The 20,958-nt window shown below is 49.5% G+C and carries 16 protein-coding genes; 5 read left to right on the forward strand and 11 right to left on the reverse strand.

Going from position 1 to position 20,958, the window contains the following annotated elements; all coding sequences use genetic code 11:
* Positions 1 to 68: 68 nt before the first annotated feature.
* From IMY23_RS14620 to IMY23_RS14630, 3 genes are read left to right on the forward strand one after another with little or no spacing between them, the layout of a single operon-like run.
* Positions 69 to 1,469 (forward strand): T9SS type A sorting domain-containing protein, encoded by a 1,401-nt coding sequence (locus tag IMY23_RS14620; RefSeq protein WP_192822802.1) that lies wholly within the window; start codon positions 69 to 71, stop codon positions 1,467 to 1,469.
* A gap of 27 nt (positions 1,470 to 1,496) precedes the next feature.
* On the forward strand, positions 1,497 to 4,397 hold the full coding sequence (locus IMY23_RS14625; protein WP_192822803.1) for a hypothetical protein: 2,901 nt from the start codon (positions 1,497 to 1,499) through the stop codon (positions 4,395 to 4,397).
* 37 nt (positions 4,398 to 4,434) lie between these two features.
* Positions 4,435 to 5,598 carry a tail fiber domain-containing protein gene (locus IMY23_RS14630; RefSeq protein ID WP_192822804.1) on the forward strand — a complete coding sequence of 388 codons (1,164 nt, stop codon included), beginning with the start codon at positions 4,435 to 4,437 and terminating at the stop codon, positions 5,596 to 5,598.
* 245 nt (positions 5,599 to 5,843) lie between these two features.
* Here the strand turns inward: IMY23_RS14630 and IMY23_RS14635 are convergent, their stop codons facing one another.
* The 3 genes from IMY23_RS14635 to IMY23_RS14645 form a co-directional block, all read right to left on the reverse strand.
* On the reverse strand, positions 5,844 to 6,044 hold the full coding sequence (locus IMY23_RS14635; RefSeq protein WP_192822805.1) for a hypothetical protein: 201 nt from the start codon (positions 6,042 to 6,044) through the stop codon (positions 5,844 to 5,846).
* Between the two features lie 427 nt (positions 6,045 to 6,471).
* Positions 6,472 to 6,627, reverse strand: coding sequence for a hypothetical protein (locus tag IMY23_RS14640; protein ID WP_192822806.1), 156 nt, complete (start codon positions 6,625 to 6,627; stop codon positions 6,472 to 6,474).
* Positions 6,628 to 6,981: 354 nt separating this feature from the next.
* Complete coding sequence (locus IMY23_RS14645) at positions 6,982 to 7,323, reverse strand: YegP family protein (RefSeq protein WP_192822807.1); 342 nt, start codon at positions 7,321 to 7,323, stop codon at positions 6,982 to 6,984.
* Between the two features lie 478 nt (positions 7,324 to 7,801).
* Between IMY23_RS14645 and IMY23_RS14650 the strand changes: the two genes are divergently transcribed.
* Entirely contained in the window at positions 7,802 to 9,577 is a 1,776-nt protein-coding gene (locus tag IMY23_RS14650) for a hypothetical protein (protein WP_192822808.1), read from the forward strand.
* Between the two features lie 551 nt (positions 9,578 to 10,128).
* On the opposite strand, the gene IMY23_RS14655 is transcribed toward IMY23_RS14650, so the two are convergent.
* From IMY23_RS14655 to IMY23_RS14690, 8 genes are all read right to left on the reverse strand, one after another.
* Complete coding sequence (locus IMY23_RS14655) at positions 10,129 to 13,869, reverse strand: SIR2 family protein (protein ID WP_192822809.1); 3,741 nt, start codon at positions 13,867 to 13,869, stop codon at positions 10,129 to 10,131.
* 338 nt (positions 13,870 to 14,207) lie between these two features.
* On the reverse strand, positions 14,208 to 14,435 hold the full coding sequence (locus IMY23_RS14660; protein ID WP_192822810.1) for a hypothetical protein: 228 nt from the start codon (positions 14,433 to 14,435) through the stop codon (positions 14,208 to 14,210).
* A 379-nt stretch (positions 14,436 to 14,814) separates the two neighbouring features.
* On the reverse strand, positions 14,815 to 15,723 hold the full coding sequence (locus tag IMY23_RS14665) for an alpha/beta fold hydrolase (RefSeq protein WP_192822811.1): 909 nt from the start codon (positions 15,721 to 15,723) through the stop codon (positions 14,815 to 14,817).
* Positions 15,724 to 15,726: 3 nt separating this feature from the next.
* Positions 15,727 to 16,485 (reverse strand): hypothetical protein, encoded by a 759-nt coding sequence (locus IMY23_RS14670; RefSeq protein WP_192822812.1) that lies wholly within the window; start codon positions 16,483 to 16,485, stop codon positions 15,727 to 15,729.
* Positions 16,486 to 16,635: 150 nt separating this feature from the next.
* A complete protein-coding gene (locus IMY23_RS14675) occupies positions 16,636 to 17,292 on the reverse strand; it encodes a response regulator transcription factor (RefSeq protein WP_192822813.1) in 657 nt (218 codons plus the stop codon).
* Positions 17,293 to 17,296: 4 nt separating this feature from the next.
* Entirely contained in the window at positions 17,297 to 18,082 is a 786-nt protein-coding gene (locus tag IMY23_RS14680; RefSeq protein ID WP_192822814.1) for a sensor histidine kinase, read from the reverse strand.
* A gap of 12 nt (positions 18,083 to 18,094) precedes the next feature.
* Positions 18,095 to 18,760, reverse strand: a complete 666-nt coding sequence (locus IMY23_RS14685) for a hypothetical protein (RefSeq protein WP_192822815.1) — start codon at positions 18,758 to 18,760, stop codon at positions 18,095 to 18,097.
* Between the two features lie 56 nt (positions 18,761 to 18,816).
* The gene (locus IMY23_RS14690) at positions 18,817 to 19,293 is read right to left on the reverse strand and encodes a hypothetical protein (RefSeq protein WP_192822816.1); all 477 of its coding nucleotides are present in this window, start codon (positions 19,291 to 19,293) and stop codon (positions 18,817 to 18,819) included.
* 756 nt (positions 19,294 to 20,049) lie between these two features.
* Between IMY23_RS14690 and IMY23_RS14695 the strand changes: the two genes are divergently transcribed.
* Positions 20,050 to 20,838, forward strand: a complete 789-nt coding sequence (locus IMY23_RS14695) for a hypothetical protein (RefSeq protein ID WP_192822817.1) — start codon at positions 20,050 to 20,052, stop codon at positions 20,836 to 20,838.
* The last annotated feature ends 120 nt before the right edge of the window (positions 20,839 to 20,958 follow it).

Raw genomic sequence — 20,958 nt, forward strand, 5'->3', positions numbered from 1 at the left:
CCTACTGGAATTCTGGTTTTTGCTGCAGTTGTCTCCGTGTCAAATTAATTTTTATTTAATCCCCCAGTATGAAAATACGCTTGCTATTTCTATTGCTTCTCTCCCCATTTTTTGCCCAGGCCCAGAAGAGTTGGAACCGAGTTGTGCCGGAGAACCAATCAGCTATAAAATTACTGGCCACGAGGGACGGAGGCTTCATTGTACTGGGTTTGAAAGGAGAGGGAAATCCCCAAATGGCCTACATCTCCAAGTTCACAGGTCAAGGCCAGTTGCTTTGGTCACGTCCCACACAACCGCGGGCGGGCATGGTACACAACAGTATCCAGGCTCTCAATGAAATGGGAAACGGGGATATTTGGGTTCTGGGGGGAGGCTATCAGGCGACCCAGGGCCCGAATTCGGAAGGGGTAGCCTTTGTACAGCGTTTGGGCATCCAGACAGGGGACTCAATTTATACCGAATATTTTCTGGGCACGCTCGGCTCCAACTTGAGATACCTGCATGGCAGTCCGGAGGGTGACCGTGTCTTTGGGATCAGACCAAACCAAGAGGAAGGAGCCCCTTTTCTATTGGAGGAATACGACGAACGGGGAAACTTCGTTCGGGAGAATGGCCTTGAGATTTTTACATGGTTCCCCCCCCATTTGGAATTCGTCTCTACCGCTGCGGGGGACCTTTTCCTGAACACTGGCTACGTCAAAGGTTCATCCCCGCTTGAATACCCCATCTTTCACAAAATCATAGACAGGAGCGGGATCACTATTCAAGGCCTTAAGGATCACGCCTTACTGTCAGCCATACCTAACGGGGAAATCCTGACTGAGGGCATTGTAGATGGTGTGGGTGGGTTTTATATCTTTGCCGACACCCCAGACCCACTCGCGTTTATTCCGGAAAGCTTTTTCTCTCTGGCTTCTGGCGAGACCCGGAATGCACCTACGCCACAATCCCCAAAAATGCTGTTTGGGGGCGATATCCTAGTATCGGGCTCTTATCCGTCTGGCCCCTCTACCAGATCCCTTTTCCTATTGAGACTTGATAGAGTCGGTAACCAAGTCTGGAAACATTACTACCCAGAAATGGAAGGTGCGCAGCTAAAGGCACAAGAAGTAACGCCGGATGGAAGCGTCGTGCTCTTACTGCAACGGGGTGATGAGGTTCGGTTGGTAAAGACAGACCCACAGGGTGTGATACTTAGCTCCACCAAGGACTCCGGCCATGCCAGTGCAGAAGCTTCCCTATATCCCAATCCAAGCAGTGACGGTAAAGCTGTCATGACTTTTGCCAAAGCTTTTTCTGGCAGGATTCAAATTTATGATCAGGTGGGTAAACTCTGTTATGAATCAAGCTTTAGGAATACCTCAGAAATCAAGATAGGGACGTTGCTTCCCTTACGCCACGGGGTATATTTAATTAAAGTATCCAATACCGAAAATTATCTAAAAACTTATAGGCTTCTAATAAACTAGGATAATACCCTGCAATAAATCGAAACTATGAACCAAAGAAGCATTTTAATTTTATGTTTTTTATTTCTAATATACTTAAATTCTTTGGCTCAGGAGATGGGGGGGCTTGTTTGTGGCTATAACGTTAACCCCGTCTCGCAATCCAACCAAATAGGGCTTTTGGCTAACCCTGATTCAAGGAATGGGAAAGTCTTCACCCCGAAAGGAGACATAAAATTCCTTATTATTTTCGCAGGGTTTGAGGGTTCTCAAGGAACGCAGCAAGCTGACCTTTGGCCAGCCTTCCCTGCTACCGCAATACCTAAAGATTTTGACAGCAGCAATGGAGGCGCATTGGATAATTTTTTCTTTTCCAGCAATTCCCAGTTTCCTAATAACAACGACCCCTCCAATACTTCAATATCTCGTTTTTTCTACGAAATGTCAAACGGGCAGTTTAGGGTCACGGCAGACATACTCAAAGACCCGGGCTCCCAAACCCCTGTCCGGATTAATATAGATCCGACGGATCTCTCCGGGGGGTTCTCAGTGGCAAACAGGAGGGTTTTGGAAAAAGTGAAGCAGTTGTATGATGGCCAAATAGATTGGTCACAATATGACAAGAGAAAGAACCACCCTAATTTCGCTTCTGATAACAGCACCTCCTCTGCTGACTTAAAACCAGATTATGTCATAATCGTCTACAGATTAAAATCTGACTGGAGAAATCCCCCCCACCTAGGTTGGCCAATACCCTGGCTTGCTGATGGATATTCTATATTGGACACTGACCAACCTGTTACTATCCAAGGCACCAATTCAAGCAGTTATAGTTTTGATGGTGCCGGTTTTACTTTTATGACAGGTGCTCAGCAAGGCATGGCGCATTGGAAGCAGCTGTTCATCCATGAGCTAGCCCATGAGCTGTTCAGCAGCCCCCATTTCTCCGGTCAGAACGGGGTGATCGGTAAACGCTTCTCAGTAAGTTCAATTTCCAGTCTTGTGAATTATGGGGAAATGACCTCCAGTGCCAATGCTTGGGAGTCATGGTACCTAGGCTGGTTGGATTTAGCACCTGACAAAGATATTGCTAAGTCCTCTACCACAAAAACAGTGACGATCCGTGACTTTCTCAGCTATAAGGAACCCGTTAGAATTGCCATCCCCCACACCAATCCTGTCCAATATCTTTGGGTGGAGAACAGGCAGATGATTAACATCTTTGATAAGCGCTCCTTGTTTTTGCACAACACCCATGGTCAAGCCATACCGGAGGCATTACCTGGACTGCATATGTTTATTTCAGATCTTGGCCCCTCCCGTTCCAACCCTGACATAAATTTAGTTTGGAACAAGGCTAATAGCATAAGACAATTGCATGGCGCGGGTAATTTCGACTATTCATCCATTTTATATACTATCAGAGAAACTTCATTCTATGGTAGCTATGTGTCTACTTTGCCACTGTTGCAAGTTCCAAACCCTGTCAGCGGGGCTTCAGACAATGGATGGTTTATTGGCAACCACGATGTAAGTACTGCTTACAATGAGAGTATTTTGTTTTATAACCCTGAAGCAAATAAACCTTTTGGTGGTAGGGGGTTTGAAGGTGTTCCCATTATTAAAAAGGAAAATAGCTGGACCTACGGTTTTTACGGTGCTTATGATCCCAATGTGCCCGGCTCTACCTCGATTAGCTTCAACCAAATAGGGCAAGGGGCGGGAATCACCCATAACACTGTCATTATACCATTCCAGACCTATGAAGCAAACACTTTCCGCCTTACCCCCGTCTACCTGAATGGACTATCGGTGAGGATTATTGCTAAAAGGCCTGATGCTGGCGGGAAGAATGCAGGGGAGGAATATGACATCGAAATCAGTTACACAGATACGGACATCAAGAATAACCAGCGATTCACGGGAGACATAGTCCTTAACAATGTCGATGGAGCCCCTTCCGATTACGACATCAATGTCAAATCGAACAACACATTAACTATAAATAAGAGCGGCACCCCTAATCGCCATACAAAGACAGGCGCAAATGATTTCATCAACCCAACTGTCTTTACCTGTGCCACTGGAAGCATTTTTCACCAAGAGGCCAACTCCACTGTTTCCGTGCAGCAGGCAAGTGAGTTCCTGGTACACTCTGGTGCCAAGGTGCAACTAAAGGACAATGCTAAGTTTTTCCTCAAAGAAGGAAGCTTATTGACTTTGGCGGCTGGAAGTGAATTTTTGTTGAACTCCGGGGCGTTCCTGGAGATGGAGAACACAACCGTCAATTTGCTCTCCTCCAATGCGGGTGCATTGACATTGAATAATGGTCAAATTGCCATCAAGACCGGCGGCAAACTGATTTTAGGAGGAACCCTGTCAACTAGCCTTACTTCTCAGAACCAAGAAATTGTGGTTTACAATGGGGGGATTCTGGAGATAGGAAACTCCAATGTCTCCAATTACCGCATTGTGGTCAAAAGCGGGGGGACGTTAGTCATGCCGCCCAACGCGGTAGTCAGCGTCACCGGCAATGGGCGCATTTCAGTAGAGAGCGGCGGTTTTCTTTGTGTCAGCAGCACCGCCCAGATTACCCTGCAAGATGAAGTCAACGTCATTAACCTGCACACGGGAAGCTTGTTGGGGGTGAATACCACCGCCATCCCCAATCCGAATTATTGCCTCACCTCTGCGAATGCCATTGCTTTCACCGGTAACGGCAAGGTGAACAGCGGCACGCTCTACATCCAGAACGAGCTGTTCACGGTCAACTCCGCTTTCTCCAGCCTTATCATTAAAGCAGGGGAGGCGGTGACCACCGCCAGACCACAGGGCCCTGTGATAGTGAATCCCAATGCCACGCTTGTCTTGAAAGCGGTGGAAGAGGTTGTCTTGGAGGGTGGCTTTGAGGTGAAGGCCGGGGCAGGATTGGAAATCAAGAAACAATAATCATAACAAAACCATAAACAGAACATCAACTTAATTTATGAAGAAACTATACACGCTGGCAACTGCGATTTTGCTCTCTGGCCTGGCTTTTGAGGCAACGGCGCAACTTAAGGTAAAGACCGCCTCGGGCAAGTTGATACTCGGGCCAGAGCCTAACTTGGTGTCAGATCCATCAGATTTATTATCAGGTCATGTCTTCGGTAAACTCGGAGACTATCGGGCAGGGGCCAAATTGGCGTTCGGTGACTTCGGTTCATTCAATTTTGGGATGAATGTTTTTGTAGGGGAGTATGAGTATGAGACAGACCCGGACACTGACAAGCTGTGGTTGCATGGCAAGAACGGGGTATTTCTCACCTACGGCAGTGGCGGGGCAATCCAAACGATTGGGTCATACAACCTTGCCAACGGAAACAAGTTCGAATTCAGCTGCCCAGTGTATGCCCAAGGGCTTTTGCTCCAGTCAGACGGGCGCTACAAATCCAATGTGACTCGGCTGAACGGTGCGATGGGGTTACTCAGAAAGCTCGAGGGCGTCAGCTATGATTTCAATTCCTCCCTGGTATCCTCCTCGGCTGAAAAGCCATCAGCAGCCACAGGCGTCATGGGTGGCAGCCCATCCGGTAAGGAGATAAAGGATAAAGCCAACTTAGAGGCATTTGAGCAGCAGAAGAAACAAGCAAAGAAGCAGTTGGGCTTTATCGCTCAAGACATGCAGAAAATATTGCCAGACCTTGTGGAAGCGGACGCCGATGGCTACCTGAGCGTTAACTACATTGGCATCATCCCGGTGCTAGTGGAGGGGCTGAAAGAGCAGCAGGCTCAGATAGAGACGTTACAGAAGACCGTGGCCAAGCTAGAGGGCAAGCTTTCCAGCACCAGTACTCTGAGAACAGGAAGCCCCAGCGCCGGCCAGGACATTCAGGCGGTAGACCAGTCGGTGGCTTTCCTATCCCAGAACGCCCCCAATCCCTTCTCCCAGAGCACGGTCATTAATTTCTTCCTGCCGCAGGAGTACAGGAACGCCCTGCTCTACATCTTTGACATGCAGGGCGGCCTGAAGAAAACCCTGCCACTTTCCGCAAGGGGGCAGGGGAGCGTCACCATCCACGGCTCAGAGCTGGCCGCGGGCATGTACATCTATAGTTTATATGCAGATGGCAAAGAGGTGGACACCAAACGCATGATCCTCACCAAGTAAACCACTCGAGCTACCTCTATTTAAAAATTCAAACAGGAGCATCCGAAGCCCTGGGGAGGGAGAGTATTCTTCCCAGGGGGCTTTGGGTATTCCTCTTGCAGCGTGCAGGTACGGGTGAGGGACGCCGTGCATGACGAGTGAGGCAATCACTCAATATATTCTCTGGAATTGATGCTTACCCTTAAGATAAAAGGGTGATGGTCCGATTGACCAGTCTTCCCCCTTTCAACCATTCTCTTAATTAATCACAAGTCGAAGGGACTGCTTTTAAAGACCTGGTCCAGCAGGGCATCTAATTTGTCTTCATACCAGCGGAGGCCAGTGATTACTTTGGCCCTTCTGCGCGTGACTTTCGCCAACGGGACTTCAATGATGGTATGGCCGGCATTGCTCAGCCCCATAATGGAGAAGAATTCTCCCCTCAGCCAGGAGCCCCCGTCCCGCATGGAGCTGATTAGGATATCAGAGGTACCTCTTGGAATCGCTTGAAGCCTTTGATGATGGGCACCGAGTCGGTAGCTGAATTCACCACAATCCTGACTTTCCTGCCATTTGCATCCACTCCTTCCAGGACAGTTCTGAAGTCATCGAAAGTTGCAGGCGCATGCCCTAACGTGTCAACAAAGCCTTTCGAGATTAGGTGAAACGCAAGCCTGAAGATGGTCCCACTTTTACCTACTGACGGGGCGCCCCCTAATAATAAACAGTCGTTATAATAACGTGTTAAGAATGCTGTTAATTGAATTTTCCCGCAAGTTCCTGTAGGGAAACCACGATTGTGAAATAGAGATATAATGCTTTGCTAGACAGTGTTTTATAAGAGAGCCTTTGGGTATTCAGGCTTTACACAGAAAAGTGATCGTTGCTGTTGATTCATTCCGTGTTGCTGTCCTTGATATGAAATACAACCAGAAAGCTTGCCTTGGCCAGCGCCGCGCCCATGCTCAAAGCTGCCTCTGTGAAGAACCTTTTGATTCCTGAAAGCTGCAGATAACTCAAGCTTGTCTTCCTGCTGAACATATCTGCCATGCATAGAGTCACGAAAGGCACAAAGGCAATCAATGAAGTGCAATCGACCAGACGCCATCCCCTACAATTCCATTAATCAAGAGTGCTTTAGAGGCATTTCCCTAATTCAACCCTTCAGCGTTTAAGCGTAGGCGACGGTTCCTTTTTCAAAGAAAGGCCTGCTTCCTAATCTGAGTGAAAGCGGAAACCCTGAAGACCTTCCTGTGTGCCACATGTTTACAGGTAATTGTTCAAACAGTCCAATCCGCCCTCAGCAGGAGCTATAGACAGAGTTGCCAATGAAACCATCACAAATGCCGCGTAGCAGAATTGTCCCTGGCGTAACCTATTTAGGCTACGCCAGGGACAATTTTTTTAGGTCAAGTCTTCTATCGGCGCACTGGGGGCATCCCGCTTTACCGCCTCTATCCCATTCTCACGGTTTGAGGAAGTGGTGTAGTTCTCACTGCGTCCAATAATCTCCCCATTTGGAGCCTTCAGATTGAAAGTGAAATTACTCAACCCATTCCGGCGGTCATACCGGCTATCATATGGCGCATTAACTCTGACCGCGGCGATACCGCCTAGACATGACTGCTTAGTTGTATACCCTTCTCCGCTGAGGATGATTTCCCCATTCCCCTTGGCCCTTAGGCGATAGTAATATTGGTTGTTGGAGGTGCTTTTTGAGATTTGAAACTTTGGGAAAATTGACATGGTACGAAATAGTGAAATGGTGGAAAAATATGTGAAGCTTCCGCACGCGGGGCTTTGCAACCAAGAATAAAGCCTTTAATTACAATCAGGGGTAAGGAAGCAATACCTCGGTTTGACAGCCTTCCATGAACCAACCCGTAAAAATAGGATTTCACTGCTATTGGGTTCGTCTCCAACCCATGGGAATTTCCACATGCCAGTGGTGTGATTTTCAGCAGAAAGGATATAGTGGGAACGGAGGGTTCTGGGATGCCGTGATTTTTCACAGGGTCCTGTGGGGAAACCTATCAGGGAGAGGTCCATTATCCTTATTTCTGGGCCATGGGCAGCCTTCCTGCAGGTGATTGCCTTCCTTTCACCGGCTGGCCCTTTCTTCAGGGCCGGTGACTTGATGGATGACGCATGGTCATTCTGCCCAGGGAATCACATAAACCCTTAATTTAGACAGTATTTTACCTGTCCTCCTAAATTTCTTCCCATGACTGTGTTCTTATTTATTCTCCTTGGATTGGTGGTGCTCTATTTCCTTGGCAAGAAGAAGGCTTCCACAAAGGCGCCTTTCCAGCCGGGCGCCGCCAAGCATGAAGAAGGCAAGGCACAGGCTTCCAAGGCTGGGGTAACAAACGGAAGGTACCACCCGGAGGTGGTGCACCGGGTGGGGGTGCAGGCCTTGGAGACGGTGAGCATCATAGGCACTTCCAAAGCCCTTGATACTATCAAGGGCCGGTATGCCTTGCTGCGGGAGCTTTGCCAGGACCTAGCCTCCATTCACAGACACCCCCGCTACGTCACTGATGTACAGGTGGCCATAGATAGGTACAAAGCCATGTACTATGACCGCCTTCCCAATGCCCATGAGCTAGCCTTGCTCCTGAAGCCCCAGGAATTCAATCTCCCGGAGTTTTATTGCCAAGCTCTGTCCCATGGGTTGCGCAGAGGCTTAGAGGACCAGGCAGAGGAAATAAAGCTCCTCAAACGGGAGGATGCTAAAACCCGGAGGAAAGCGAAGATGATGGAGTCAATTTCCACCGCCAGGCAGGAGCTGCAGGCGCAGTGTGCGGCTGCCCCTTCCTTTGAAGCTGTCATGGCTCAGGTAGAGGAACTGGAGGCTGCCCTGGCAGAAAGTGGCATGGGGGTAGGCGCGGCAGGGCCAGCCTTGGCCTCAAGTAAGATTCAAGCCCAGGCACCTGAACCATGGCCTGCAAGGGCGGGGGACAAAGGGACACAAGCAGGGAAGGAATATGTGCTGAACCCGGGTAAGCCTTTTGCCCTGACGTTGGTACACGGCAGTGATCAGGTGGCCCGCACCGTTAGGAAGCTGCTGGAGGAGGAGGAAGGGCAGTACACCGGTGGAAACAAATTGACCCAGCTTGCCTCCCTTTTCGCGGAGCATAACCTTCGGGTGAAAGAAGTGGAAACCTATAAAGCCAAATACGGTCCTGTCTATCTTCAAAAACTGGAGGAACTCAGGCGCAACTCAGCGGAGTGGCAACAGGCGGGCCCACGTGACAGGGAAGACTTAGAGGAGGAATTTCGGCAGGTTGCCTTGGGGGCCGTCTATGAGCAGGCCGACTGTGATTTGCGTACATTGTTTGAAAAGGAGCCGCATGACATCACCTTCGATGACGAACTCATCAAAGAGTTTGGGTTTGACAACATGAGAACCTACCTTAGGTTCGCCGATAACCTGCAGAAAGTGCGCGTGCTTCAGAGCGATAATTATAACCGGCCCAAATTTGAGAAGCTGGTGGAGCTGGGGTTGGCCGTGCGGGGGAGCGCCATTCCGGTGGCGGAGATCCTCAGTACCCTTACCCTGAAAGACCTCAACCAACTGGCGCAGCCTGCCGGGAAGGAATTCAAAAGGAAGAACTTGGCCATTGACCATATCTGCACCTTGCCGAACCTGGAGGAGCTGGTTGGGGAGCAAGTGTCTTTGCGGGAGCTGTTCAAGTTACAGCCCCTCCCAGAGAAATACCGGCACCTGAACCTTCAGGAACTGGCGGACTCTTGGGCCTATACGTTTGTGGTGGTGGAATTACTGGTCCAAACGTTTAGGAACAGCAATTTCGCTGTCCAGACCTTGCAGGACAAAGCCTATGTGAAGCATTACCTGGTGCACAACTGGAAACGGGAGGACGCCCTGTGCCCCCGCGCCAGGGAACTGCGCTCTCAGATATTCCCCAAGGCCAGCCCACCCATGCTTCCCTGCCATGTCGGATGCAATTGCGTCCTGAAGAAAGAGTACACCTTTTGAGTTTGGGCACATGGCAATGCCCACCCTTACCACCCAAGGAGAGTCATTCCTGGAACGGGAAATCCATTTCAAACCTCTTTTTTTCTATGGGCCACTGGGTATAGGGCAGGCTTGGGTAGATTTCTTGAAACACCTAGCAAAGGCCTGAAAAGGTCAGACTTGGGGGGTTGACTGATGGCCTTTTCTGAGAATACACTAATAAAAGTGGTTTGTGACTCAGGAAAACCCTTCAGGTATATGGCCTTGGAATATTTGAGCTTAAGGCCACCCCTGCTTTGCAAGCCAAATTCTAACTTATTTAAGGGCTACCATGGTTTATACAATTACTGAGTATTTGTATCTCCCTTAATGGATTGTTTAAGATTCTAATTTCAGATAATTCGAACTGGTAAGTAATAGTACGGTCCTTTTCTGGATGAGATGGATTTTCAAATTTACCCTGACGCTCAAGTCGCTGTAGAATCCCATATTCTATTAATAAAGTAGGTCTGTGGTAGTATGCGAGACCAAGAAACTACCCATCCCGGTGCATGATGAGATGTTTGATTGCTTCAATTGATTGTTTTTAAGTTCTTGATGTTGTTAAAGTAGGAGGATTTCTTGACTTTCAGCCATTTGTCAATATGGGGGCTTGCAGCCCCCCAATCTTTTAGTGTGTCCGCTATCATAATCAATTGCTCCTGTACGAATGGTTTTTCGTGCTCTGATAGCTCATGCGTCAGGTACTGCCGCAGAATCAGTATCATCTTTGGGATAAAAGGGGTAAGCCCTGTCTTTAATGAGCTTTCCTGCAACCAAACCGCTAAAAAGTAGAGGCTTTCCTCCAACCCTTCGCCTGATTGAAGCAAAACTTTGTTTAAAAGGATATCCAACGGTAATTCAGCCTCTCTAAAGTCTTCATGCATGATTTTGTCAAGCTCTCCCAACGCCCAAACTACTTGGGAGCGGTCTGGGGAGATGATGCCTTCCGTTACAGTGCCGTATCCTTTGTGCTGTTCGTAAAGCTGATTGATTTTTACTTTTAGGCTTGTGAAATTGTGGACGGTATGTAATAAAGGTTCCTGACGCTCAAGAAAGTATTTCATTTCTTCCAGTATCGATTGGAAATGAAGTCCGCCCTTTGTCGAGAGCCAATTCTCAATCTTATGGACCTCTGCCACCAATTTGTTGAAAATTTCCTCTGCCTCTTTTTTGGACCAGGAAATGCCGTTAGGGGAATAGGGTGTTTTCTCTAAATTAATCAATCGTATGAATGAATGTTGGGATGATAAGCCTTTTGCGGTGAAACCCGCATCCCAAAGTCGCACGCTATCAAGAATCGATTTCTTTATTTTGTTTTTTATTCTGGGGTCCTGCTCGCCGAAGACTAAGAAGATTTTCCATATCCTTTCAGTTGTAATTGTGTCAGTGTTGATGGTTTGGATCTTTTTAACGACTGACTCCTTTTGGTCGCTGGTTAGCATCGGGGTTAAATTACCAATTAAGAACCAAGCGTTTTTCTCAGTCCCAAGGTCCTGGATGAGCCGGTTAAGATGGTCGGCCAATTCTGCATCCTGTAAGCTTTGTCCTTCCTGTTCAAATATTGGGTTTTGTGAAAGGCCATAAGTATAGCTGATGGATTGGTCATGGCCAGAATGATGGTTTAAAATTTCTTTTAGAATAAACCGGAGTACGTCACGGCTTTTAATAAATGGGAGGGCTTCCATGAGAAGCTCCACCTCAGGAAGGTGCCTGTTCGCGAAAAGGGATCTCCTGAAGTCTTTATCCTTGACTACCTCTAAGAGATTGTCCTCCCATAAAGGAGGATCAACGGCAATGAACAGGCTTGCCATAAAAGATACCATGCTCCTCTTGTATTGGGCGGGAGTCTCCTTCTGTAGCAATTTTTCTAGGAGCAGGGGTAAAATAATAGCATTGTCATCCTGTAGATGGTCTGAGTACGCGTAATCTTGCCCGATCCTCCTCAGAATCTCACGGTTGGAGTATTGGAGGGTGAAAAATAATGAGGGGAATGGGTAGTGTTCAAAAATAAGCTGTTGCACCTTATACCAAGCCTCCGGATTCTTGAGATGTACATTGCTAAGGGAGGCGGGCAACCCGGATTCTAGCAAGAGCTGTAAATATTGCAAGCCTTTCTGAGGAGCCGTGAAATCGTTCGATAGGGAGATGTTTTGAGTGGTGACACGCAAGCGGTTTTTCCCATAATGTTCCAGCTTTTTGGGCGCTTCGGAAACGTCCTTTATGATAGATTCCAAATTCTCCTTCACGCCCTTCAAATCCAGATTCTTAAATTGGCTTATATGGTTGCTTAGAACCTTGTTGAATCCGTAATGATGGTTTTGTTCCAGGTACTGGAGGAGTTCTAGGGCATATAGGTGCTCCTGCGGGTGTTCATACCGGACGTTGTTTATATATTCATTGACCAGCAGAATTGCTGCCTCTTCTTGGAAAAAAGACAGTAATCCGGCTTTTTTCAGAAGCCAATGGGAAGTTGGCCTCCAATCTGATAATTGTTCTTTTAAGGTTCTGAAATCAAACGAGAAAGCGGAGTATAGGATTGACTCATACGTTAGGGCATCCTCACCCCCATTTATTAATTTTGCTCTAATTGCCTCATGAAGGCTTTCAAAAGATGTCCTGTTTACCGCAAGCGTACACTCCCTCAACTTAAAAAAGTCAAAACACAGCCTTAGTTCCCTGTCATCAGGCAAATTAGCATAAATTGAATCTTCCGTTGCCTTCTCCAACGAGAAACGGAAGGTGAGGAAAGTGTCACTGAGTGCAATGAATATGGATTTGAGCACGTCTTTTAAGACAGCTTCGTCTTGAGCGGCACCTTCAATAAACACTCCCGCCCAAGCTAGTAGTTTGATTTTATTGTTTGCATAAGCAAAATGCACTGAAGGGATTCTATTATGCGATTTTAATTTGGCGATATCTTTGACAATTTTAAAGATATCCTTCACGTCCGCCTTAGAAGTAGGTAGCAAGTCAAGCTTATCCCAGAGTTTTCTATACTTATTCTGATGAATAACTTCAATAGCTGCATTGGGCAAGCTTATTGGGGTGCTTTTTGCCAGATATTTAAAGAAAAGGCCTAGGACTTCTCTTGGTGCGTTTCTGTCAACCACCACAGTAGACGTTTCCGCCTCTAGGAAATCAATGATTGCGCCCTCCATGATTTGTAGTTGAAGGACTCTGTGGTTTTCAAAGAATAGTTCTTTGTCCGCATCTAACGGGTTTGGGTTTAAGGAGACATCTATAAAATAAATTTTATAGTCTGCGGTTGGTTTGGCTCCCTTTCCTCTCTCAACTATGTCTCTTACCCATTTGATCCACCCGATAAAATTTGTGTCTACCCCAGAGAACCCAATAAGGCAGTAGGACTCCTGAAGCAATGATATCCTCATTAGTTGGGTGAAAGCCTCATGTTTTGCAGGGTAGGATTCATAATCTTCCCTCGCAATTACATATTGTTTCCTATTATCTCCGTCAAAACCATAAGCATCCTCTTTTTTCCTTATGGTGCCATGGAGCTTGATGATATTTTTGTTTCTTTTTAAACCCAGTTGCGATGAGTCTGTTACCACCGAGAGGCATTCAGTCAGAGCACTTAGCAATAAAGAATAATCCCTCTCCTTATCCTCAAGACGCTTTATAATGGACTTCCTTCCTATCTCTTCAGTAGCGGCTTTTTGTTCTTCCAATAAGTTTTCAATTTCCGCTTGGATAACCCTAATCTCTTTTTCGATGATTTTCATTGTGGTGGCATCATAGGCCTCTTCCAGCATCTCATCGTAATTAGTGGTATATATATTGTTCCATGGGAGATAGAGGAGAGACCGGTGTAAAGCCAGCATTGCATCCGTGAGAACTACTCTGTTCTCTACACCTGTAATGCTGTTTACAAGAAACCTGCTTTTACCGGACCTGATGATTTTAGGGGTTTTTTCTTCTATATAAGCGGAAATCGCTTCTTGGTAGCCTTTCCTGGCAATAAACTCCGAGACGATATCGAGGTATCCAATCTTGGTTATGTAATAGCCAACTTTATTTTCGTAAAACTTTGTGGTGTCAAGTACAGAGCCTGCGGTAAGTTTAGAGAGGGTATCCTCGTAAGCTTCATCGATTTCAGCCTTATACAGGTATAAGGTCATATCGTACAAGAGTTGCCACCATGAGGGAAAAATAGGGCTTACATTCTTGCTGAATCCCGCTCCCACAAGAACTGACATTCTTTGGTTGTCAATCTTTAGTTTGATGTTTTTTATATAGTCTATCTTTGTCGTCATTGCACAGCTTCAGTAAGATAAGTATTCTTAGGGTCCCGTGGAAAGTCCCTGTCGGAAGTCCGGATAGAATGGGTGATATTCGAAAAAGCCATCGGGGCTTTTCAGTGGCGTGCTCCCAACCTCACTCTCCAAGCGTACCGAAGGCCCATGCCAAAGAGGGTTACCATCCTGTTCTCCGTCCGGAATGTACGCCTTGGTGCACGGGCAGTTCTCCCGGGGTGGGTCTTACCATGGGGAACTGCCCGTGATAGGCCCCTTTTAGGGAAACCCAGCCTAGGAGGGGGCTGCCTCTGTACGGCCCTGTGTTTTCTTAAGGCGCAGTCCCTAGGCGCCCGGATTCAATCCTCCACGCGGGCGTGCTTGCCCTCTACCTGTTTCCTGATGAAGCTCCGGAGGCCTTCCCCGCGCAAGGCCAGGGCCTTCATGGTCTCGATGTTGTTGCGCCCCGCACTGGCAAACGTGTAGAGGTACCTGGCCCCGCTGTCATATTCGACGGAAATGGAATCCTGTCCGATCTCATAGGCGAAAACGGAGGACACCCAGCTTAGATTTCTGTAATATTTCATTCTATTTCTGGTTAAAAGCCAGCCCTGTTTGGGCCCGGGCAGATAAATTTGATTGGAATCGTTCCTGAAAACACTGGGCGGTGCACCGGGAGGCCAAGCCTCGATGGGACGGGGCTTCGATTATCGGTGATAAATATACTGGTTCCTTAGTTTTCAGGCACTTGTGATTTTTCACATGAGCCCCTTCCTCCCGTAAAACACACGCGGCTCCCCCGACATGGTAGGTCAGGTGCAGCCCGGCAAGCCATGTCACGATCTCTCTCTGGGGATGCGGGCGGAGGGGCGTCCGGCCCGTGGAAATGAAGAAGGCCCTGCTGTGGGCATCGGAGCAAAGTAGGGACACGGTGGGAACGAACCCACGAAGGAGAGCCCATGTCCGCTAAGGCCGCGCAGCCACGTTCCTCTCATCGATATGCCGGGCCCCGGCAACTGTGCGGAAGGCGGCCGCCTGCCGGGAGGCGGTGGCTCTCGGGGCAAGGGAGTCCAGGGACAAAAAGCTCTTCACGGCGGTAGCGGCGAACCCTTTGCTGTTTGCGTTTTTCCCATCCCCCCAATAGTCGGAGTGGCCGGCCCCTGGGTTGCGGGCCTGCCGCAGGCCGGGGAAGAGCCGGTTTCCCCTAGTCCATTCCTGCCGCCCCAAAGCTGTCGGGAAGAACCTTTCCCCCACTAGGGACTGGCCCACCGGGAAGGCATACCGGAGAACGGTGTCATTTTCAGAGTACAGGCTTAGTGACCCCTCGAAAGAACCTAAGGCGGCTTTCAGCCTGGCGATATCATCCAGATACGCGGTGGGGACCGCCCCCGCCATGAAGACGACTTTGCCGACCACCAGGCAGGCAGGCAGAATATGTCGCTCTCCGTCCCGCCTCCGTAACGCCAGAATCTCACGCACGGTCTCCAGCGTGAGCCGACACCCCAGGGAATGCGCCACTATGTCCACCTTGAGGTAGCCCCGGTTTCTGGCTTGGGTGTAAAGGTCCTGGGCGAGCTTGGGAGCCACCTCCTTGGCCTTGCCGATGGCCTGCATGTAGAATAAGGCGCCCTCCCAGTTATGGCCCGGCCAGTACACCCCCACCACCCTGGCGTTCGGACCGGCGGGGGAGCCCAGTAGGCCCATAAACCGCGTGTACGCGGCGGAGGCGTCCCGCTGGTCGTTGTTATAGCCATGTATGAAAAGAACCGGATTGGACTGGTTCAAGGCGGAGGACGGCTTTAGCAACCCGTTGTCCCTCACCCGGGTGCCCCGCCCATCCCAATAGGAGACGGAAGGCGCGTAGTAGCTCTCCATAACCTATTTGGTGCGTAAGCCGGACAAAGCGGCAACGACATCCTTCGCCAAGGGGGACATCATTCCCCCGAATAGGGCCAGGATGGTGGCGGGGATGGGCGGGACGCCTATATAGAAAAGGAGGGCCCACAGGAAAAGGGCCGCGGTGCCGACAGCCCAGTATTGGTTTCTCCGGGCCCACTCATATTCCGCCTTCGTCTGGAAAGCGTCCAGCTTGCGGGCAACGAAATGATCGATTCGCGCCCGGGCACGGGTCGCCTCCTGGATCTCCGCCTCAGAATAAGAGGCTTGTCTGTCATGGGCGGGTTTAGTGATGAACCTTTCCCAAACTGTCGCATCCGAGGGATCGTCCATGGGCCTGGACGTGCCATCTCTCCCTGTCTCCCTGGCAGCGGCTACTGAAGTGGGCATTTTCGTGAGGAATCGGAATAGGTGCGGGTACACGTCTGGGAAATCGATCGCGACATTGGTGGCCGCCTGAATCTGCCCCATCATCTTGTCGGTGGGCTGGTCAAGCAGGGCATCCGCCGAATCCACTTCGGCCACTGTCAACAGGAGCAGTTCCTCTCGGCACGCCGCATGTTGGATCCAATTCCAGAGTTTGCGCCGGTGGTATTTTAGGCGCAGTTCCAGCACTACCTTTAGAAGTTCCAGGAAGGTCATGGTGATAGTGGCGACAGTGGCCAGGATGAGGGCGTAGGCCAGGATGTTCGCGATAAAGGAATCAAGGATTTCGGGAAGCTCCAATCTCAGATAGTCCATGGGTTTAGGTTTGAGGGTGGCATAGGATAAATTGTGTTACGTTTCTGGGTAAGGCGTTTGCCTTACCGGTAAGTTATCGCGCATATGTTCCGTGGCTGGGCTTCTCCTCCATTTGACTCTAGGACGCAGCCCCGGGTGCAGGCCTGGGTTTTACCCCTCCGTCACCTTGAAAATCCCTTTCTTGATGGCATAGACGACCAACCCCGTCCTAGAGGAAACCTCGAGTTTCTTGAAGAGGGCTTCGCGGGTGGACTCCACCAGCCTGTCGGAGATGCTCAGGATGGGCCCGAAGGATTTGTAGGGCAATTCCGTGCACGCCAGCCGCAGGAACTCCACCTCCCGGGCGGTGAGGAGGAGCTTTTCATTGGCCGGGGCCACCAAGTCCTTCTTCAATATCTCACTGATGCCGCCGGTGTAATAGCTGCCATTTGCCTCCAAGGCCTCTAGGGCCATTCTGAGTTCATAGGGATCTGCGTTCTTGAGGATGTACCCGTCCACCCCTGACTTGATCATCCTCAGCACGGTATCCTCCTCATTGCTCATGGTCAGGGCCAAAATCTTCACCGAAGGGTGGTTCTCCTGCAGCCAGGCGGCAGTCTCAAAGCCGTTCATGACCGGCATCCCGATGTCCAGCAGCACGATATCCGGGGCCTCGACGAAGGCGAGTTTGTTGATGAGGTCCCGGCCATGGTCCGCCTCCAGCGATACGCAGTACCCGCTGAACCCCGTGATAAGTTCAAGCATTCCCTTCCTGAACAGTTTATGGTCATCGACCAGCGCGATTTTAGTGGTGTTCCCTGGTTGCATATTTTTAAGTAAGCGGTAACTGTAAAATGACATCCGTGCCGTTGGCCGGTTTCCCCACGAGCTCGAGCGTGGCCCCGATCAGCTTCGCCCTGTATTGCATGTTGTAGGTTCCCGTGCCCGGGGAAAGGGCGCCCCCCCCTGACTTTTCGACCGCCGTGAACCCAATGCCGTCGTCTGTGACTTTCAAGGTCATCCTGTCTTTCGAGAAAAACAACTGGACATCCACGCGGCTTGCCGTCGCATGCCGCAGCACATTGTTCAATGATTCTTGGACGATCCTGAAGATAATCAGCTTCTTGTCCGGTTCTATCCCTACCTCCTCCCCGGAGATTTTCAGGGAGGTTTGGAGCACGCCGGTCCTTTCCATCAGCAGAAGCTGGAACGCCAGAAGGGCGGAGATGCTCTGCTGGGAGGCATAATTGCTGTTTAGCCTTTTGGAGAGACTGCGGAGGTCCTCGATGGCCTGGTCGATCAGCTCTTTGCTGTCGGTCAGCTTCTGCCTCGCCTCCGGCAGGACTTTTGCCTCCATGAGGCTCATGTTCAGGCGGGCCAGGGAAAGGATCTGTCCGACGTTGTCATGGATTTCCTGGGAGATGGCCAGGAACGTCTGTTCCTGCATCTCCAGCTGGGCGTTCAGTATCTCCTTCTGGTAGCTCTCCTCCAAATCCTTGAGCTGCTGCTGCTGCTCCAGCCGCCGGCTCTGGTAGCTCATGGTCATGAACGCGATGAAGACCGCCAGCAGAAGTAGCAAGCCTGTCCCCACCAGGATGATCAACTCTACGTCATGCATCAGGCCGGGAATTTAATGAGAGGTGCGGAACAGGCCGTTGCTGAAACCCGGCTTTCCCCCGGAGACCCAGAACGCAACCACGAACAGCAAGTGGAGTAGTAGCCCCAACAGGACATTCACATAGTATATCGTCTCGGCCCATCTGCTGGACTGGCTCAACAGGTGGTTCATGAGGCCTTCCACAAAGACGTTGCCCAGAGAATAGAACCAAAGGCCGGTGCTTATCCAAAACATGGGTTCCTCCACCAGCCGTTTCACTTTCAGCCCCAGGAACACCTCCTTGTAGTATAGGAGGGCCCAGCAGGTGATCAGCACGTTCTTCCCTACCCTCGTGTAGGAGTTGAACTCACTGGAGGACTGAAAACCGATTAGGACCAGGAAGGCGAACCCCACATAAAGGGGCATGGCATAGAAGATGGCTTTTTTGATGTTGGAGCCGGTCAGCTCCCGCGCGTACACGTAGGAATAGAAGAGGAACTGGGCGGGGATCAGGACATGGTAGATATGGAGGTTGACCGTCTTCCGCACCATGAGGTACGCCGCGTACCCTTCAAACACCAGGGTAATCAGTTGGATCACGCCCAAAGCCCTTACCCCAGGGGACAAGCCCCTGTATTTCAAGGCCCAGATGACAACGCTTGCCGCGATCAGGAAAAAATAGACGTATACATCCCACATAACCGAATGAAATTGAGGCACAGTTTTAAACTGTGCCTCAATTTCAGTAAATTATTCTAAGGTTCCCAAGTAATCAGCGGATCATCTTGGCAACCTCCCCTCGGTGGGCAGGAGCAGCAATCATCAATGTAGGTGGGATCCCCCGGTGTCTCCCCTCCTGTGTCCGTGCTCTCAACGGAGGACACAGAAGTGTCCTGGGTAAGGAGGCTGGTGCTGTCCTCCACCGCGCCCATGAAGAATACGTGCTGCCCATCCTCCTTGATGCCGTAATACACCCGGATAAACGCACTTCCAGGATTAGCCTGTATCAGCTGCAGCACGGAATCGGTGGTGAAGTTGGAGGCTCGGATCATGAGGTTGTCCTGAGGGGGTTGCAGGGCGGCCAGGTAGTCCTTGTACCTGTCACACCGGAGCTTTAAATCCTCGATGGGTATCTGCTGCTCCACCATCACATTCGCGGTGGGCTCGCTGAAATTGCAGGGATCTGCTTGCTTTTGGGAATCCTCCAGCCTTCTTGTTACTAAAATCGCCATATGTTTTAGATAGGTTAGTGAATAATACTGACCCAAGTGAAGGGGAATGGAGGGGGGAAGCAACATACTGCTGGAAAGGCCAATGTTATGTTAACTGCAAATATTTGGTAGAGAATGGGTTGTAAACCCATTCCGGGTGAAATTCCCGCAAAATGTGTGCATATTCACGGTTGAAGAACGGGTTTTTTTATGACGTTCGGCGTGAATAATCCCATCGGTGACATGGGTAAAAACAGCGGAGAGGGATTGCAAAGGTTAAACATAATTGCTTTTAAGGGAACGGGTGGCTATTTCTTGGGTTATATCCCTCGTGGCCTGTTATGACTCCGACTATATAGTGGGCTTGGGTTTCTTAACAGAGCATCACCTATTCCCAGCTAGGATGCCAGGCGTGGATGGGCTGTGCGAAGTTCAGCTGCCTGCAATGGCCCCAGGGAAGTTTGAAGATGCCTTATGGAAAGCCAGATGCTTCAGACACGTAGTAACCTGTAGTAACCTGTGAAAAATCACGGCTTTCTACGTGCGAGGGAAATGCTATATTTAGGAAAAGGCATTCTTTCGAGGCGGCTCCATCCACGTTGAACATGGTTTTTGTGCTTGTTTCCAGCGCTTGAATTCGAAGGCAGTTTCTCTTTTTGCCTCTCCAGACCTTAATTGTGAAAATCACTTTAGTGGTGCATCCTTTAATTCCTGATGACTAAAAGTGTGTTTGGTGTTTGTCTGTACGGCAGGTGCATTATCCTAACCGATTGTAATATGAGAAACCTCCCCCCTCTGTCTTCCCTCCTTCACCCATTGCCGGTACTAAGTGCTATCCTATGCCTGCTGCTGTCAGTGGGAACAGCCGTTGGCCAGCAACCACCTTACAAGTCCATCTTTGGTGAGGCCTCCACGGAATGGAACATGATTCCAAGGGCTGAGTGTGATTTGACTACAACTTTTACTTTAATTCCATCAGGGACAGTTACCAAAAAGGGGAAAGAGTACCTTGACTTCCCCATCTTAGCTTTTGGGTACGGTATAGGGCCAGTACGGGAGGAAAGACAGACCGGACGCGTATGGGTGTTTGACAGCGATAAGGATGCGGAAGTGCTCCTTATGGATTTGACTCTGGCGGTTGGTGACAAATTCAATGTGTCAAACGAGTATACTGCCACTGAGTTCACCGTAGAGGAGGTGTATTACAAAAACAGCTTGAAACACATAAAGTTCAAGAAGTTATTCAACAGAAACCCGAACTGCGGTCTAAATGGTGACTACACCCTAGAGTTCATTGAGGGCACTGGGCCAAACGTGGGGCTGTTTTATCCACAATCACTGTTTGGTGACGTGGTGGGCTCTTACCTGTTATGCCATTTTAAGGACGGTCAGAGGGTGTATAGCGGTGAGCTGGCTAAGGGAGAGTGTGACATCAATACCTTAAGTGTGGAAAATGAAAAAAATCGTCTGGCTTTAAAGGTTTTCCCAAACCCAGCCAAGGAGGTGGTGCAAGTGACTTTTGATAACCCCAGAAATGAAACAGCGGAATTATGGCTATTTGACTAACTCCAGCTGCCTTTGTTTCATACAAATGTTACTGGCGCCAGCTTTTACCTTCCTATGGAAAGCCTACCATCTGGTGTCTATTATTTTAAGATTCGGGTAGGGGCTAGAAAGCAGGTATCA

The organism is Rufibacter sp. LB8 (genome assembly GCF_014876185.1).
Classification (GTDB): domain Bacteria; phylum Bacteroidota; class Bacteroidia; order Cytophagales; family Hymenobacteraceae; genus Nibribacter.